The organism is Nonomuraea sp. NPDC050786, assembly GCF_040654115.1.
Lineage (GTDB): Bacteria > Actinomycetota > Actinomycetes > Streptosporangiales > Streptosporangiaceae > Nonomuraea.
The window spans coordinates 147,043-163,040 of record NZ_JBFAHJ010000023.1; the positions used below are offsets into that span (position 1 = coordinate 147,043).

Here is a 15,998-nt window from a genome sequence, read left to right on the forward strand (position 1 = left end):
GAAATGCAGCACCGCATCATCGTCCTCGGAGCCGGATACACCGGAGCCGTCGCCGCCGGCCGCCTCGCCAAGCGGCTCCACCGCGAGGACGTCACCATCACCCTCGTCAACGCCGAGCCCGACTTCGTCGAACGCGTCCGCATGCACCAGCTGGCGACCGGCCAGGACCTCAAGCCCCGGCCGTTCAGCGAGATGTTCGCGGGCACCGGCGTCGAACTGAGGCTCGCCAAGGTCACCGGCGTCGACGTCGACCGCAAGACCGTCTCCGTCATCGACCCGAACGGCGCCGATCTCACTGGGTCCGGCGCCGAAGAACTCGCCTACGACACGCTCGTCTATGCCCTGGGCAGCGGCTGGAACCCCCAAGGCGTCCCCGGGGCCGCCGAGCACGCCTATGAGATCGCCGGCCGCCCCGGAGCGCTCCGGCTGCGCGAGCGCCTGGCCCGTCTCGACGCCGGGCAGACCGTGCTCGTCGTCGGCGGCGGCCTCACCGGCCTGGAGGCCGCGACCGAGATCGCCGAGGCCCGCCCGGACCTCCGCGTCGCCCTCGCCGCCGCGGACGGCCTCGGCGACTGGCTCTCGCCCAAGGGCCGCGAGCACTTGCGGAAGGTGTTCGGCAAGCTCGGGATCACCGTGTACGAGCACGCCGCCGTCACCGGCGTCGAAGCCGACCGCGTCACCACCGCCGACGGCACGGCCATCCCGGCCGCGGTCACCGTGTGGACCGCCGGCTTCGCGGTCCACCCGATCGCGCAGGCGACCACCCTGGAGGTCACCGGCACCGGCCAGATCGTGGTCGACGGGACCATGCGCTCGGTGTCGCACCCGGACGTGTACGCCATCGGCGACGCGGCCATGGTGATCGGCCCCGGTGACAAGCCGCTGCGGATGTCGTGCGCCTCCGGAACGCCGACCGCGTGGCAGGCCGCAGACGCGATCGCGGCGCGCCTGACCGGCGGGAAGCTCCCGAAAACGTCCATCCGCTACTTCAACCAGTGCATCTCGCTGGGCCGCAAGGAGGGCTTGATCCAGTACGTCACCGCCGACGACCGCGCCGTGCAGGCGGTCCTGACCGGACGGCTGGCCGCCGTCTACAAGGAAGTGATCTGCAAGAGCGCCGCCTGGGGCGTCGCCAACCCGACGCTCGGGCTGCCGACCCGCCGCCGCCGCGTCACGCGGGAGAGCGCCGCGGCGCGCACGTCCGTCAAGGAGCCGGCGTAGAGCACGAGGCGAAGCGAACGGCCTCTGCCCCGGAGCGTCCCCTCCGGCGCTCAAACGGCCGCTCAAGCCAGCGTTATCCCTTTGCGACCGATATGCCATTCTCTGCGATGACTCTGGTGATCTGGATCGTCGTAATCAGCTGACGGTCGAGAAGGTGCAGCGGTACGGCTGGCAGGTCGTGATGATTCCCGGTGACGAGCAGGGACCCGGTTGGGCCTTCACCATCGGGCTGTGGCACAACCATCGCTCCCCGGAGTTGGCCATGTTCGGCCTGGACGTCCACGACATGCAGGCCTGCCTCAACGCCCTCGGCGGAGAAGTGGCCGCAGGCCTGGTGCTGGAGGACGGTCAGGAAAGGCGCGGCATCATCGACGAATACCCCGTCGCGCTCAAGGCGGTCGACTATCGGTGGTATCGGGCCTTCTTCGGCACGGCGATCGGGTTCTACCGGCGGCCGCCCTTCCCGTTCCTCCAGGTCGTCTGGCCTGCCCCGGATGGCACCTTCCCGTGGCAATCGGACGGCAACGATCGCTACATCGAGCACCAGCCGCACCTGTGGTCGAGGCCCGACGAACACCCTCCCGGCGTATGGACCCAAGACCTGTGACCTGAGGTCCCCAGGGGCACGTGCCGGGGATGGGGGCATGGTGTCCGGGCTGCCGTTCAGACCCGGAGACCTTTAGAGTCGTGGGCGTGGAGGAGATCTTGGCGGCGGCCTCGGCGGTTCTGGGTGAGCGGGTCAGCCGGCCGGTCGATCTGGGCGGCAGTTCGCGCAGCCACGTCCTGCGGTGCGCGACCGGCGACGGTGGCACGGTGGTGGTCAAGGCGTATCTGGACGCTTCGGGCTTCGGGGCCGAGGTGGCCGGGTTGCCGCTCGGCGGTGGGCTCGGGCCACGGCTGCTGGCCGTCGACCCGTCCTTCCCGCTCATCGTGATGTCGGACCTCGGCGCCGGGCCGAGTCTGGCCGATGTGCTGCTGGGGGAGTCGGCGGAAGCGGCGAGGGAGGGGCTGATCGCGTGGGCGCGTACGTACGGGCGGATCGCCGTGGCGGGCGCAGGGCGGCGGCATGAGTGGGAACGGGCGCGGGCGGCCTGCTCAGGAGACGGTGGGAGGCAGCGTCTCTTCCGCAAAGTGGGCGATCTCCGAGAGGTATTTCCCGTTGTGCCCGCGGGGCTCGACGGCGAGTTGGCGGCTCTGGAGGCGCTCGGTGAGCGGTATCCGGTGTTCTCACCGGGCGACATCTGCCCGGACAACAACCTGCTGACCGCGGACGGGCTGCGGGTGCTCGACTTCGAGAGCGCCGGGTATCACTCGGCCTTTCTGGAAGCGGCCTACGTCCGCATGCCGTTCGCGACGTGCTGGTGCGTGTTCAGGCTGCCGCCGAGGGTGGAGGCGGAGATCGAGGACGTCTACCGCAAGGAGGTGCTCGCCGTCCATCCCGAGCTGGCCGATGACGAGCTCTGGGAGGCGGGGGTGCGGCACGCCGTGGCCGCCTGGACGATCTTCCTGACCGGGATCTTCATGGCGCGGGCCCGTGAGCGGGATGAGCCCATGCACGCCACCAGGACGCCGGTGCCGAGCCGGCGGCAGCTCCTGCGCTACCGGTGGAGCCGCCTGCTGGACGAGCTCGACCGGGGCGGGGACGAGTTCCCGGCTGTGCGGGAAGCCGTACAGGCATGCCTGGAGAGCACCGCGGAGTGGGATGTGGCCGAGTTGCCCCACTACCCGGCCTTCGCCTCGACCGAGCCAGGCTGACGGCCGGCACGCCCGCAGCCGAGAGGAATCAGGCATACGAGGGATGTCCGTTGGCCTGCGGCCGGTCCGACGTCTCAGGCGGAAGATCCGTGGAAACCCTCGAACCTGAGAGCAGGGCCATGACCGTCATCTCCTCCGCCACCGTGCCGCGGTCCTCCGCGGTGACAGCCAGACTGTCGAGTGCGGCCATCCTCGCGTACCAGATCCTGCTGCTGGCGGCGATCTTCATCAAGCCGGAGGTCGACCCCACCCACAAGCCCGTGAGCGAGTACGCGATCGGGCGGCACGGCTGGGTGACGGTGCTGGCGTTCCTCATGGCGGCGTTGAGCTACGGCTGCCTCCTTGTCGCGGTTCGGCCGCTGGTGAGAGGCCGGGCAGGCCGGATCGGGCTTGCCGTCCTCGCCGCGTGCGTGATCGGCACGATCGGTGTGGGGGTGTTCGTGGCCGATCCGGTGGCCACACCGCTGTCCGAGCTGACGGCGCGCGGCACCGTGCACGCCGTCTCCGGGCTCGCCGCACTTGTCCTTCTGCCGTTCGCGGCACTGCTCATCACCCGCGATCTGGCCCGCACGGTGACCGGGGCGGCGTCCGTCCTGTGGTGGACGGCCTGGCTCCCGCTCTCCGGGCTGGTGCTGCACTGGCTGGTGTCCGTCGTCGTACCGCCGGAGGGTTGGCCACCTCGCTTCCTGTTCTTGACGTATGCGGTCTGGATCCTCGTCGTGAACGCCCAGATCCCGCGGATACCCAGGCGCGCCCGCCGATGAGCTGCGGCAATCACTCGCCTTGGGCTCCGGGCCTTACGCTTGCCCGCATGAAGGTCCGTCTCAGAACCCCCGAGGACATGGACGCCTGTGTCGAGGCGCTCGCCCAGGTCCAGGCCGTCGATCGCTATCCCGTGGACTGGCCGGAGGATCCTCGGCGCTGGCTGACCCCGGCCGATCTGACGTCAGCCTGGATAGCGACGGAGGAGGGCGCCGTGCTCGGCCACGTGGGCATCACCCGGGACGGGGAGATCGTCCGCCTGTTCGTGACTCCGGCCGCACGCGGGCGGCGTCTGGCCGCTCAACTGCTCGACTCGGTCCGCGCCGCTGTGCGTGGGCCGCTGAAGCTGGAGGTCTCCTCCGAGGGCAAGGCGGCCATCGCGCTCTACGAGCGATCGGGCTGGCGCAGGGTCGGCAGCAGCCGCGCTGACTGGGTCAACGCAGCCGGTGAGCCCGCTCTGCTGCACCACTATGTGAGCCCGTAGAGCCCTCAGACCCCGTAGCCGGCCGTCGGCCAGTTCCCTGATCCGGTCGACGGCGCCGTACATGCCGGGCATGCTGTGCAGGATCGGGAACGGGCGGTCGTCCTCGATGTTCTCGTAGAAGTGGCTCGCGTCCGAGGCCAGGACGACGTGGCCGCGCGCGGTCCGGACGCGGACCCCCGCGTAGCCGTGGCGGGCGAACTCCTGCTGAGCGACCTCGAGGATCTCCGCCTTGGTGCGGTCGGCGTCCCGCCGGCGCTCGGGGGCTGCGGGCCGAGAGGTCTCCGCCCATCCTGATGACCGTTCTACGGAAGGAGCGTGGCGGCCTTGACCTTGTGCAGGTGGATCAGCACGTCGAAGGACTTGCCGATGGCGACCTTCGTCGCCTGCTCGGGCGACCAGAAGCCGCCGCCGATCAGGCGGGTGGGGCGGCTCTGCGCGAGCCAGGTCCGGGCCGCCTGGGGTGCGGTGCGGGTGTCGAGGATGAAGTCGCGGTGGCGGACCTGGTCCAGGACGTACTCGTTGTAGTCGTCCCCGGCGGCCCCGATGGAGCCCTTGCAGGTCAGGGGTCGCTCGGCCGGCACCGCACCCTCCGGGCACTCGCCCTTGTCGATGGTGAAGTTGTAGCCGCCCTGGTCGAAGCTGGTGCCGACGGTGACGAAGCGGCGGCCGAGGCGTTCGCGCAGGACACCGCCCATGGGAGCGGGCACGAACATGGTGTCGATCGGCGTGTAGCTGATGTGCGCGTTCAGGCCGGAGACCTGGATCTTGTGGCCGGTCTTCCGGTTCCACCAGACGATGTTGTCGGCCAGCGCGGTGTCGCGGTAGACCTGCGCCTGCCTGCGTCCCTCGGCGGTGGCCTGGTCGAAGGCGAAGTCGGTGAAGGTCTGCGAGAGGGCGCGGGCGTGCTGCACCGCCCACTGGTGGTCGTCGCCGCCGGCCTTCTGCTGCTGGAGGAGCTTGAGGGCCTCGGTGGCGCGCCGGGCGTTCTCCTTACGGGTCTCCAGCGGCTGGGAGAGCGCGATGCCCATGTACTCCCCGGCGTTCGGGGTGGTGGGCCGCAGCCCCTCGTACAGCTTGGTGAACTCCGGCAGCAGATCGGGGTGATGCTCCTTGACGTAGGCGAGGACCTTGTCGAACAGGACGTCGCCCGGGTAGAGCAGGTCGGCGCCCATGAACTGCACCTTCTTGTCGTGGGTGGCGTTGTAGGAGCGCATCCACGTAATCAGGTTGAGGAACTCGCGGTTGTCGAACAGGTCGTACGGGCCCTTCACCTCGTCGTGCATGATCCTGCGCGGGTCGCCCTTGCCGTTCAGGACGTAGTCGTTCAGCCGCACGCCGGTGCTCCAGCTGAGCTCCCGGGCGAACGTGGTGAAGCCCTTCTCGGTCACCAGGTAGCGGAACAGCCGGTGGTTGAGGGTGTAAAACTCGGCGGTGCTGTGCGTGGCCTCGCCCACGCCGACCACCTGTGCCCCCGCCACCATCGCGCCGAACGCGTCCAGGTCGTGGAGGCCGGCCGCGGGCGAGGTGGAGGCGAGAGGCTTGGCCACGCTGTCGAGCGCGGCCACGACCGCCGCGTCGCCGGTGTCAGCGGCCACGACCGCCGCGTCGCCGGTGTCAGCGGCCGCGGCGGAGGTGGTCACGGTGGAGGTGGTCGCGGCGGCGAGGGTGAGGCCGAGCGCCAGAGCGCCGCCGTAGATCTTGGGGTTCACGAGCGATGTTCCTCTGTACGGGTGACGTTGTGGATGAGGAAACAGTCGCGGGAGGCGCTGACGGCCCGGCGACAGGTCGCTGACACCGCCCCCGAGGGGTGTCAGGCCCGTGCTCAGACCCGCGGGCACTCCTGTCCACCCGCCTCGTCAGCCGCCGGTGTTCTGAGGCGGGTGGGGCTCGCGCCAGATCTCCTTTCCTGCGGCGTCGTAGCCGACGATCTGGAATCCCTCCAGGTAGATGTCGCCGTCCCGATCGTGGGTGCCGGCGAACAGGCGGAAGTCGATGCCCCAGGGGTCGCGGCGTGCGGTGGCGGAGGCGGTACGCCCGTCGGCGAAGACCAGCTGGACTTCGGCGGTCCTGGCACTGGCGATGCCGAACCACCGGTGGTCCCGCTCCTTCAAATCGACCGGGTACTTGTCGCCACCCAGGTCCGTCATCAGATCCTTCTCCCGGACGAGGTGCGTGCCGACCGGCTTGCCGTCCAGCTTCCAGATCAGCGTCTTGTCGGGAGCCTCGTACACGTCGGCGGTCAGGCCACCGCTCATCCTCAGCTCCTTGCCGACCGGCTTGGCCGTCGCCTCCGGCACGGTGAAGCGGTTGTTCTTCACGGAGGTCAGCGCCTTGCCCTGGGCGTCGGTGAACTCGAAGGCGGACACCTCGGTCGTGGACGGGACCGTCACCGTCCAGATGGACCGGGGGGCGCCGGCCGGGCGCTGGATCTTCCCCAGCGTCTTGACGCCCCGCGCGGTCACGGCCGCGACCGCGCTCACCTCGTCGCCGGAGGCGCCGTAGTACAGCACCGAATCCGGCGGCGGCCAGGACGCAGTGGAACCCTCCAGGGAGGCGATCCCGGTCACCGGCTCATCGCCGCAGAAGGAACTCCCTCCCCCTGCGCGGCTCAGCAGGTGCGTGCAGAAGCGCACATCACCGCCCGCCGCCTGGGTGAACCACAACTCGATCGGCCTGCCTTCGGAGACGTTCGTGGTGACCAGCCGCTCGCCGATCGGGGGCCGCTTCTCCAGGTTCCGCTCGTAACTCCGTTCGCGGTCGATCGTCCCGGTGCTCACGTCACCGCCGGATCCGGCAGGCCGGATCACGGCGAGCGGCACGATGATCGCCGCCGCGGCCACGCCCACGACCATGGCGTGCAGGCGCAACCTGCGCCGCCGCGATCGGGCGACGACCCGGCCGTGGATCCCGGCGGGCGCGTGCGGGGCGTGCTCGGAGGCGTGTCCGAGGGTGCTGCGCAGGTATGTCTCCAACTCGTCGGTCATGACTGGCCCTTCTCGGCGGCCGCGAATTCGGGAAGGGCCGAGCGGAGCTTGCTCAGGCCCAGAGAGGCGTGGCTGCGTACGGTGCCTCGTGAGATGCCGAGCACCTTGGCGATCTCCTCGTCCGACAGGTCCTCGTAGTACCGCAGGACGAGCACGGCGCGCTGCTTGCGCGGCAGTCCGTCGAGCGCCCGCCACAGCCGCTGCTCCACGTCGGAGGGCAGCAGGTCGTAGTGGTCGCCGTCCGGCAGATCCCAGATCAGGTGCTCCCGCCGACGCCGCCGCCAGGCGCTCATGTGCAGCCTGGCCATGATCGTACGGGTGTACGCTTCGGGGTTCTCCTTCCGCTGTACGCGCGGCCAGGCCCGATGCAATCGGATCAGCGCCTCCTGGGTGAGGTCCGCCGCGTCATGCGCGTTGCCGCTGAGCACGTAGCCGTAGCGCAGCAAGGCATCGACTCGATCCGCGACGAAACTCTCGAAGCGAGAGTCTTCCTCCAATGTCCAAACCTTTCCTCGTCCGTCTCCATATAGACCGAGCGAGGGGCCCTAACTGTTGAACCGCGACGCGTACCGTCCCGCTCGCGGGGTAGCCGTCCACCTCGCCCATGATCTCGAGGCGGGAGTGAGCGGACACATGGCTTCTCGTCTGACGGAGAGTCTGCACTCATCGACGGGATGGCTGGACGGGTATCCCGCGGTGGCCGTGGCCATCGGGGCGCTCTGCGTGTCGGCGTCGTCGGTGCTGATCGACCTGGCTCGGACCACCCCCGGGACGGCGTCGTTCTATCGATGCGTGCTGGCGCTGCCGTTCCTGGTGCCGATGGCGCTCGCGGAGCGCCGCCGGAAGGGCGTCCCCGCGCGAGGTGAGCACGTCGTGGCGGCGGTGGCGGGGGCGCTGTTCGCCGGGGACATGCTCCTGTGGACCCAGGCGATCGCCGAGGTCGGCGCGGGACTGTCGACAGTGCTGGTCAACGTGCAGGTCATCCTGGTGCCGCTGCTGGCGCTGACGATCGACCGGGAGAAGGTGAGCCGCCGGTTCGTGCTGGTGCTGCCCGTGGTCGTGGCGGGGGTGGTGCTGACGGGCGGGCTGTTCGGCGGCTCCCAGGGCGGCGATCCGCTGTGGGGGACGATTCACGCGGTGCTGGCCGCCGTCTGCTACTCGGGCTTCCTCTTCCTGCTGCGGCGCAGCGGGCATGAGGGCCGGGCGGTTCAGTCCTATCTGGAGGTGACCGTCTGGGCGGCGGTCGTGTCGCTGGCGGCGGGGGCGGCGTGGCAGGGGGTCGAATGGGCTCCCGGGTGGGCCACCGTGGGGTGGCTGGCCGGGGTGGCCGTGTTCGGGCAGGTGCTGGGCTGGCTGCTGGTGGCGGTCTGGTCGCCGCGGCTGCCCAGCTACCTGGGGGCGATCCTGCTTCTGCTCACCCCGGTCGGCTCTGTGGCGCTGGGCGCGCTGGTGCTGGGTGAGAGGCCGGCCATGCCGCAGCTGGCCGGTTGCGTGCTGATCCTGGCGGGCGCATGCGTGGTCGGCGTCCGCGCGCCGAAGGCATGACCGCCCGGCTACCGGCAGACGGTTCCCGCCGGGGGAAGGGCGCCGGAGGTCAGATAGTCGTCGATGCGGGCGGTCGCACAGGGGGCCCGGAGGTAGGCGGTGTGGCCGTCGCCGCCGTTCTCGTCGTTGACCAGCAGGCCCGAGCCCCGGATGTGGGAGACCAGGCTGCGGGCCCAGCGCAGGGGAGTGGCGGGGTCGTGGGTGTTGCCGACCACGAGCACCGGCGGGACGCCCTCGATGTCCAGGGGACGCTGCGGGTTGGTGGGCGGGATCGGCCAGCCCAGGCAGCCGGTCGTCATGTCCCAGAACTCCGAGGTGCCCTTCATGTGCGGTGATAGCCTCCTGGCCAGGTGGAGGCGGGCACGCAGGTCGCGGTAGCCGCTGATGCCGTGGGCGATGTCCAGGCAGAGGATCGACCGGTACGCCGCGGTGCTCGCGGGGTCGTCCAGCACCTGGCCGCGCATCTCGGCGAGGAGCCGGGCGTCGCCGTTCTCGGCCTGGACGATGCCGTTGGCCAGGCCGCGCCCGTACTCGGGGAACTGGGTGAGGAAGGCGTAGCCGACATGGCGGAGCTCCTCGGCGGTCATCGGGCGGGCGCCGTTGACCGGGATGGGCTCGCGCTCGGCCCGGGTGACGAGGGCGTCCCAGGCGCGTTCGACGTCGCGGCCGTGCATCGGGCACGTCTCCGTCCGGCCGCACCAGGCGGCGAAGCGCTCGAAGGAGTCCTCGACGGCCACGGAGGCGTCGGTGACGAGCCGCCGCGCGTCGAGGCTGTGGTCGACGGCGCCGTCGAGTGCCATGGTGCGGACCCGGCCGGGGAACAGCCGCGCGTACTCGGTGCCCAGCATCGTGCCGTAGGACTTGCCGAGGAAGCTGATCCGCGCTTCCCCCAGGGCGGCCCTGACCGCGTCGAAGTCGCGGGCGACGCTCGTGGTGTCGATCTCGCCGAGCAGCGTGCCCGTGCCGGACAGGCAGCTCGCGCCGACCGCCCGGTTGTGGGCGACCAGCCGGTCGTACTGGGCGGCGGTCCGCGGGAACTGGGTGACCGACGGGTCGTGGACGGGCAGCTTGCAGGACACGGCCGAGCTCTCGCCGACGCCGCGCGGGTCGATGCCCACGATGTCGAAGCGGCGGCGCAGTTCGTCGCTGACCGCGTACTGCGGGTAGTCGCGAATCAGCATCGCGGCCAGGCCGCCGGGCCCTCCGGGGTTGTAGAAGAGCGTGCCGAGACGTGCGGCGGGATCGGTGGCCCTGCGGCGCACCACGGACAGTTTGATCTTCGGACCGGCGGCGTCGTCCCAGTCGAGCGGGACCTCGACGGAGCCGCACTCGGCCTGCTCGCCGCAGGGCTGCCACGAGATGCTCGCCGGGGCGGGCGCCGGCGGCAGCGCCAGGAGAAGCGCCAGGAGGGCATGGTTCATGGCACATCATGCTGCTCCGGTGGCGGCTCCTGATCATCGGCCGAATGGATGATCCCGATCGGCCGGACGGCTGGGCCGGGGCGATCCTCGACCGCGCCGCCGGCCCGGACAGGGCGGGACTGACTACTATCAGGGCCAGTTCAACACGTAAGGGATCGCGTGTCGGGAGACCAGGCGGAGACCGCGCTGCTGGCGGCCGCTCAGGCGGGGGACGCCGCGGCCTTCGGGCGTCTCGTCGATCCGTTGCGGGCCGAGTTGCAGGCGCACTGCTACCGGATGCTCGGGTCCGTGCATGACGCGGAGGACGTGCTGCAGGAGTCGCTCGTACGCGCGTGGCGGGGTCTGGCGCGGTTCGACGGCCGAGGTCCGGTGCGGCCGTGGCTGTACCGGATCGCGACCAACAGGTGCCTGACCCTGCTGGAACAGCGGGGCCGCCGGGAACTGCCGATCGATCCCGGCCCGGGGGCGGAGACGGTGTGGCCGGAGCCGTACCCCGACGATCGGCTGGGCGGGACGGGGTCGGACCCCGAGGCGCGGTACGTGGCGCGCGAAAGCGTCGAGCTGGCTTTCGTCGCCGCGCTGCAGCACCTGGCGCCCCGCCAGCGTGCCGTCCTGGTGCTGCGGGAGGTGCTCGGGTTCTCCGCGGCCGAGGTCGCGGAGCTGCTCGACACGACGGTGGCGTCGGTCAACAGCGCGTTGCAGCGGGCCCGGAAGATCCTCGGCGACCGGGTGCCCGGGCGTGGCCGGCAGGCGGCGTCGCGCTCTCTGACGGAGGAGGGCGTCCAGGAGCTGGCGGCGCGGTACGCGAGCGCATGGGAACGCGGCGATGTGGACGCCATCGTGGCGATGCTGACGGAGGACGCCACGTACCGCATGCCGCCGCTGGCCGAACGGTACGAAGGGCGCGACAGCATCCGGGCGTTCCTGTCGAAGCCGATGGCCAGGCGGTGGCGGTTCCTGCGGGCGCGGGCGAACGGGCAGCTCGCGTTCGGCACCTACATGTGGGACGAGGAGCGGTCGGCGTACCTGCCGGCCGGGCTGGATCTGCTCACACTGCGCGGAACGGAGATCGCCGAGGTGGTCTCCTTCCTCACCGCGGACTTCAGCCTGTTCGGCCTGCCCGACAAGCTCGTGGACTGATTTCGGTCAGCAGCACGTACGGGCCGGGTCCACGGGCGAGGTGGACAGGGACGCCGGACGGGTGGCGGCCTTCGGCTGCTGGTCGGCGGCGATGCGGCCGCGCATCATGGTCTCCATGACCTTCATGAAGCGCTGCGTGCGGGAAGGGCCGATGATGAACGGGTTCCTGTTGCCGGTGGAGCCGCTGCGCAGTTCCGCCATGCGGGCCAGGCCCTGATCGCAGAGCCCGTGGTTGTTCAGCTCGACGTCGACCCCCGCGCGCCGCATCCGGGAGGCGAAGGCGAGCACGGAGGACAGGTAGGTCTGCTTGTCCTTGGTCGCGGCGGGCGGGTTGGTCCCGCCCCACAGCATCGCGGTGTGCTGCTTGCCCTTCCACCGCACGGGGAAGATCGGCGAGACGGTGCCCGGCGTGTGCCCGGGTGTGAGATGGAACGTGATCGTCGTGTCGCCGAGGGTCAGGCGCTGGCCGTCGGTGATCTCCAGGTCCCGCTTGGGGGCGTTGGCCGGGGGGTCGGCGGCGAGGAGGTCCCAGTCGGCCCGGCTCATCATGACCCGGGCCCCGTACTGGTCGGCGAGGTACTGGGCGCCCCCGAAATGATCGGCGTGCCCGTGGGCGGCGACCACGTACTTGATCGTCGCCGGATCCACGCCCACGGAGCGCAGCTCCGGAACGATGATCTTCTTGGCGTCTTCCGGTGAGCCCAGCGCGTCGATGAGGATGACGCCCGCGGAGGTGAGGAGCGCCGTGGCCGAGACGAAGTCGGTGCCCACCACCGCCACGTTGTCGAAGATCCGCAGCGGCTCGGGGTCCTTCGCCGACGGCGGCGTGCCGCCGGAATTGAGCGCCTTGACGAGGTTCAGCAGGACCGGATCGTCGCCGGCCAGCTTGGCGGCGCGGTCGTAGTAGTACTGCGCGTTCCTGGACGAAGTGGCCGACGCCGCGCTCTCGTGTCCCGCCAGCGGCACGAGAGCGGCGCTCACCAGCAGCGCACGGCGGGACAACGGGCTGGACTGCTCAACGGGCATGCGGGAGCACCTGCTTTCCCCAGGGGACGTGGATGCCGCCTAGGAGACCAGAGCCGATCATGCGGCGTCCAATATTGCTATCGTTCGCGAACCGATAGCGGTGCCAGTATCGATGCTGGTCAGCCTGGGCTCCTTCCTTCGCGGCAGCTCCCCGGCACGGGGGAGACTTCTCCCCGTTGAGCGGGAACCCGCGGAAGAATCCCGGCACTACGGTGGGCCGGCATGAGATCACGTGCACGGCCTGCCCTCCTGGCCGCCGGGTGGGCGGGAGCGGCCGCGCTTGCGCTGGTGGCGCCCGGCAACCTGGTCATGCGGCTGGCTTTCGGCAAGCTGGACGACCCCGCGCTTGTCCGGCAGATCCTGATGTGCGCGCTCGGGCTGCTGCTCGCCCTGGTCGCTCTCCGCTACGGCGAGCGCGGCCGCCCGCGAAGGCCGGAGCGCCGGGCCGACGGGACGGTCCGGCCCGCGCTCTGGGTGCGGGCCGTGACCTGGGTGGCGGCGGGCGTGCCGGTGCTGGGCTTCTCGGTTCCGCACCTGTTGTGGGGGCTGGACGTGCCGCTGGGAGTGGCCTCCGGTGCCGGCCTTGCGGATCTGGGCGGGTCGGCGGTCTTCTGGGGGCTGCTCGTCGCCGGGCCCGTCGCGGGCGCCGCGCTCACGCTGGGGCTGATCGGCCGGTGGGGGCAGACGGTGCCGGACTGGGTGCCGTCGGCGGGCGGCCGGCCGGTGCCCCGGGCCGTCGCCGTCGTCCCGGTGACGGTGGTCGGCCTGCTGGTCGGCCAGTACGGAACGATGATGACGACGTGCCTGGCGTTCGGCGTCACCCGTACGTGCGCCCCGGGCGGTGGCGCCGAGATCCTCGACGGCAGCTGGGGCTTCTCCACGACCTACCTGGTCTTCCTCGCCTGGGGGACGTCGCTGCTCGCCGCCGGGGCCGGCTACCTGCACACCACCGGGGCACGGGCCGGCCGATGAGTTTCCGTCCCGTCGCCGATATGTACCGGTGAGCGACGGCGTCGGGGGGCGGTGATGCCGATCGCGGCTGACTGACGACCGGCCGGACGGAGTCTTGCCGTGACAGGACCGAACCTGACCACGAGAACGACGCAGGGTGCTGCCGAGCGGGGCGGCGGGGGCGGGGCGATGCTGGCCGTACTGCTGCTGGGGCAGTTCATGGGGCTGCTCGACGTCTTCATCGTCAACGTCGCCATGCCGGTGATCGGCGCCGACCTGCACGCCTCCGGCGCGTCCCTGCAACTGGTGATCGGCGGCTACACCACGGCGTACGCGATGCTGCTGATCACCGGCGCCCGGCTGGGGGCGCTCTACGGGCGGCGCCGGGCGTACGCCACCGGGGTGATCGTCTTCACCGTGGCGTCGCTGGCCTGCGGCCTTGCCCCCGACGGCGTCGCCCTGATCCTCTTCCGGTTCGTCCAGGGGGCGGGCGCCGCGGTGATGATCCCGCAGGTCATGAGCATCATCCAGATGCACTTCACCGGGCGGGCGCGGGCCAGGGCGCTCAGCGCTTACGGCCTGGTGCTCTCGGTCGGCTCCCTGATCGGCCTGCTGCTCGGTGGCGTCCTGGTGAGCGCGCGACTGCTGGACGAGTCCTGGCGGCCGGTCTTCCTGGTCAACGTGCCGATCGGGATCATCCTCACGATTATGGTGCCGAGGCTGGTCCCCGCCGACCAGCCGGGCCCGGCGCGGCGGCTCGACCTGGCCGGCCTGGCCATCGCGCTGCCCGCGGTCGTCCTCATCGTCCTCCCGCTGGTCCTGGGCCGCGAAGCCGGCTGGCCCGCCTGGATCTTCGCCCCGCTCGCCGCGGGGCTCGCGCTGGTGGCGCTCTTCGTGCTCGTCGAGCGGCGCATCGCGGCCGCCGGCGGCGACCCGCTGCTGAATCTGGCGGTCCTGCAGGCCCGGGGGGTACGGCCGGGCCTGCTGACCCTGTCCGCCGCGCAGATCGCGTACGGCGGCTTCCTGTTCGCCTTCACCCTGCACCTGGAGGCCGGCCTCGGCGACAGCGCCTTGCGAGCCGGGCTCGCCCTCGTCCCGCTGGCCGCCGCCTTCGGGCTGGTCGGCTACTTCTGGCGCCGGCTGCCGGAGCGCACGCACCATGCGCTGGTGCCGATCGGCATGGTGCTGTGCGTGGCCGGCTACGCGGGCACCGCGGTGGCACTGAGCGGCGGCGACCAGGCGAGCCCGCTGCTCTGGATCGCGCAGGTGGTGTACGGCGCCGGCCTCGGCACGTCGGTCAGCCCGCTGCTGACCCAGGCGCTGGCCCATGTCCCGCCCGCACGGGCCGCGGACGCCAGCGGCCTGTTCACCACCACCATGCAACTCGGGCAGCTGGCCGGCGTCGCCGTCTTCGGCAGCGTCTTCCCGGCGCTCGCCCCGCCGCCCCTGGCGCAGTCCTCGCCGCACGCGATCGCGGCCACGAACGCCTACCTCGCCGCCCTGTCCCTCCTCGGCCTCCTCGGCGCGCTGTCGTTGGCCCGCGCGGTACGGAGGCCGGCCTGACAGGCGGTTCCGCCGCACCTCGTGGCAGCCGATGATTCGCCGGGATCGAGCGAGTATGTAGTAGCGGTGAAGGCGCGCGGGCGCTCCGGCGCGCATGGAGAGGAAGGCTGCCCCAGAGATGTCGGTCATCGAGTCCGTCGACGAGGCGTTCACCCGCCTGGCCGAACCGTTCCGCGATGAGCTGCTGGCCTACTGCTATCGCATGCTCGGCTCCATCCACGACGCGGAGGACCTGACGCAGGAGACCATGCTGCGTGCCTGGCGCTCCCACGACCGCTACGACCCCGGCCGGGCCTCCATGCGGACCTGGCTGTACCGGATCGCGACCAACGTCTGCCTGCGCGCGCTCGAGCAGCGGCGCCGGCGTCCGCTGCCGTCGGATCTCACCCCGCCCGCCGAAGGTGCGATGACCCCGCTCGATCGCGCCGCGGAGACCGCCTGGCTGCAGCCGGTCCCGGATCTGCTGCTGCGGCAACCGCCCGATCCCGCCGCCCTCGCCGTTCAGCGCGACAGCCTCCGGCTCGCCCTGATCGCCGCCCTCCAGCACCTGCCGGCCCGGCAACGGGTCGTCTTCATCCTGCGCGAGGCCATGGCGTGGTCGGCGGCCGAGGTCGCCGAGCTGCTCGGCACCTCGACGGCGGCGGTCAACAGCGCCCTTCAGCGCGCCCGCGCGCAGCTCGCCGCGGCGGCTCCCTCGCACGAGGACGGCGCCGGACCGCTCGACGAGCGGCAGCGGGCCCTGGTCGAGCGGTACGTGCGGGCCTTCGTGAGCGCCGACCTCGATTCGCTCAGCCGGCTCCTGCACGACGACGTCACGCTGGAGATGCCGCCGTACCGGACCTGGTTCCGCGGGCGTGCCGTCATCGTCCGGTTCATGGAGACGCACCTGTTCGCGACACCCGGCATCTGGCGGGTGGTGCCCACCGCGGCCAACCGCGGCCCGGCGGCCGCGACCTACCTCCGCGACCCCCACGGCGCCTTCCTCGCCCACTCGATCCAGGTGCTCACCACCACCACCTCCTCGGCGATCACCGCGATCGTCGCCTTCCAGGACGCCACGCTGTTCCCGCTGTTCGGCCTGCCGGCGACGTACGCGCCGCAGTGAGGTGACCGCAGCTGGTCAGCCGGATCCAAGCCGTCCATGGG

15 protein-coding genes are annotated in these 15,998 nt (G+C 71.3%); 10 read left to right on the plus strand and 5 right to left on the minus strand.

Translation table 11 applies throughout. The features are described from left to right. The first annotated feature begins 3 nt into the window (after positions 1–3). The 5 genes from AB0H84_RS34575 (at position 4) to AB0H84_RS34595 (ending at position 4,222) form a co-directional block, all read left to right on the plus strand. Positions 4–1,221, plus strand: a complete 1,218-nt coding sequence (locus tag AB0H84_RS34575) for an FAD-dependent oxidoreductase (protein ID WP_357613804.1) — start codon at positions 4–6, stop codon at positions 1,219–1,221. A gap of 154 nt (positions 1,222–1,375) precedes the next feature. Then, positions 1,376–1,828 carry a DUF4262 domain-containing protein gene (locus AB0H84_RS34580; RefSeq protein ID WP_357613806.1) on the plus strand — a complete coding sequence of 151 codons (453 nt, stop codon included), beginning with the start codon at positions 1,376–1,378 and terminating at the stop codon, positions 1,826–1,828. An 86-nt stretch (positions 1,829–1,914) separates the two neighbouring features. Next, positions 1,915–2,976 carry a hypothetical protein gene (locus AB0H84_RS34585; RefSeq protein WP_357613809.1) on the plus strand — a complete coding sequence of 354 codons (1,062 nt, stop codon included), beginning with the start codon at positions 1,915–1,917 and terminating at the stop codon, positions 2,974–2,976. Between the two features lie 89 nt (positions 2,977–3,065). After that, on the plus strand, positions 3,066–3,740 hold the full coding sequence (locus AB0H84_RS34590; RefSeq protein WP_357613812.1) for a DUF998 domain-containing protein: 675 nt from the start codon (positions 3,066–3,068) through the stop codon (positions 3,738–3,740). Between the two features lie 47 nt (positions 3,741–3,787). Next, the gene (locus AB0H84_RS34595) at positions 3,788–4,222 is read left to right on the plus strand and encodes a GNAT family N-acetyltransferase (RefSeq protein WP_357613815.1); all 435 of its coding nucleotides are present in this window, start codon (positions 3,788–3,790) and stop codon (positions 4,220–4,222) included. A 302-nt stretch (positions 4,223–4,524) separates the two neighbouring features. On the opposite strand, the gene AB0H84_RS34600 is transcribed toward AB0H84_RS34595, so the two are convergent. The 3 genes from AB0H84_RS34600 to AB0H84_RS34610 form a co-directional block, all read right to left on the minus strand. Then, positions 4,525–5,931, minus strand: coding sequence for an erythromycin esterase family protein (locus AB0H84_RS34600; RefSeq protein ID WP_357613818.1), 1,407 nt, complete (start codon positions 5,929–5,931; stop codon positions 4,525–4,527). Between the two features lie 147 nt (positions 5,932–6,078). Further along, the gene (locus AB0H84_RS34605) at positions 6,079–7,206 is read right to left on the minus strand and encodes a hypothetical protein (RefSeq protein WP_357613821.1); all 1,128 of its coding nucleotides are present in this window, start codon (positions 7,204–7,206) and stop codon (positions 6,079–6,081) included. Next, positions 7,203–7,703, minus strand: a complete 501-nt coding sequence (locus tag AB0H84_RS34610) for a SigE family RNA polymerase sigma factor (protein WP_357613824.1) — start codon at positions 7,701–7,703, stop codon at positions 7,203–7,205. Before AB0H84_RS34610 ends, AB0H84_RS34605 begins: the two co-directional genes overlap by 4 nt. Before the next feature lie 136 nt (positions 7,704–7,839). Here AB0H84_RS34610 and AB0H84_RS34615 point away from each other — a divergent pair, with 136 nt between their 5' ends. After that, positions 7,840–8,751: a DMT family transporter gene (locus AB0H84_RS34615; protein WP_357613827.1), complete on the plus strand. Its 912-nt coding sequence runs from the start codon at positions 7,840–7,842 to the stop codon at positions 8,749–8,751. Positions 8,752–8,759: 8 nt separating this feature from the next. On the opposite strand, the gene AB0H84_RS34620 is transcribed toward AB0H84_RS34615, so the two are convergent. Beyond that, on the minus strand, positions 8,760–10,172 hold the full coding sequence (locus AB0H84_RS34620; RefSeq protein ID WP_357613830.1) for an alpha/beta fold hydrolase: 1,413 nt from the start codon (positions 10,170–10,172) through the stop codon (positions 8,760–8,762). Positions 10,173–10,331: 159 nt separating this feature from the next. Between AB0H84_RS34620 and AB0H84_RS34625 the strand changes: the two genes are divergently transcribed. Further along, entirely contained in the window at positions 10,332–11,312 is a 981-nt protein-coding gene (locus tag AB0H84_RS34625) for a sigma-70 family RNA polymerase sigma factor (RefSeq protein ID WP_357613833.1), read from the plus strand. 6 nt (positions 11,313–11,318) lie between these two features. On the opposite strand, the gene AB0H84_RS34630 is transcribed toward AB0H84_RS34625, so the two are convergent. Next, positions 11,319–12,338 (minus strand): MBL fold metallo-hydrolase, encoded by a 1,020-nt coding sequence (locus AB0H84_RS34630; RefSeq protein WP_357613836.1) that lies wholly within the window; start codon positions 12,336–12,338, stop codon positions 11,319–11,321. Positions 12,339–12,560: 222 nt separating this feature from the next. Between AB0H84_RS34630 and AB0H84_RS34635 the strand changes: the two genes are divergently transcribed. The 3 genes from AB0H84_RS34635 to AB0H84_RS34645 all read left to right on the plus strand — a co-directional run bounded on the left by AB0H84_RS34635 (position 12,561) and on the right by AB0H84_RS34645 (position 15,957). Then, positions 12,561–13,310, plus strand: a complete 750-nt coding sequence (locus AB0H84_RS34635; RefSeq protein ID WP_357613839.1) for a hypothetical protein — start codon at positions 12,561–12,563, stop codon at positions 13,308–13,310. A 99-nt stretch (positions 13,311–13,409) separates the two neighbouring features. Next, positions 13,410–14,852, plus strand: coding sequence for an MFS transporter (locus tag AB0H84_RS34640; protein WP_357613841.1), 1,443 nt, complete (start codon positions 13,410–13,412; stop codon positions 14,850–14,852). Positions 14,853–14,946: 94 nt separating this feature from the next. Next, entirely contained in the window at positions 14,947–15,957 is a 1,011-nt protein-coding gene (locus AB0H84_RS34645) for an RNA polymerase subunit sigma-70 (RefSeq protein WP_357613844.1), read from the plus strand. The last annotated feature ends 41 nt before the right edge of the window (positions 15,958–15,998 follow it).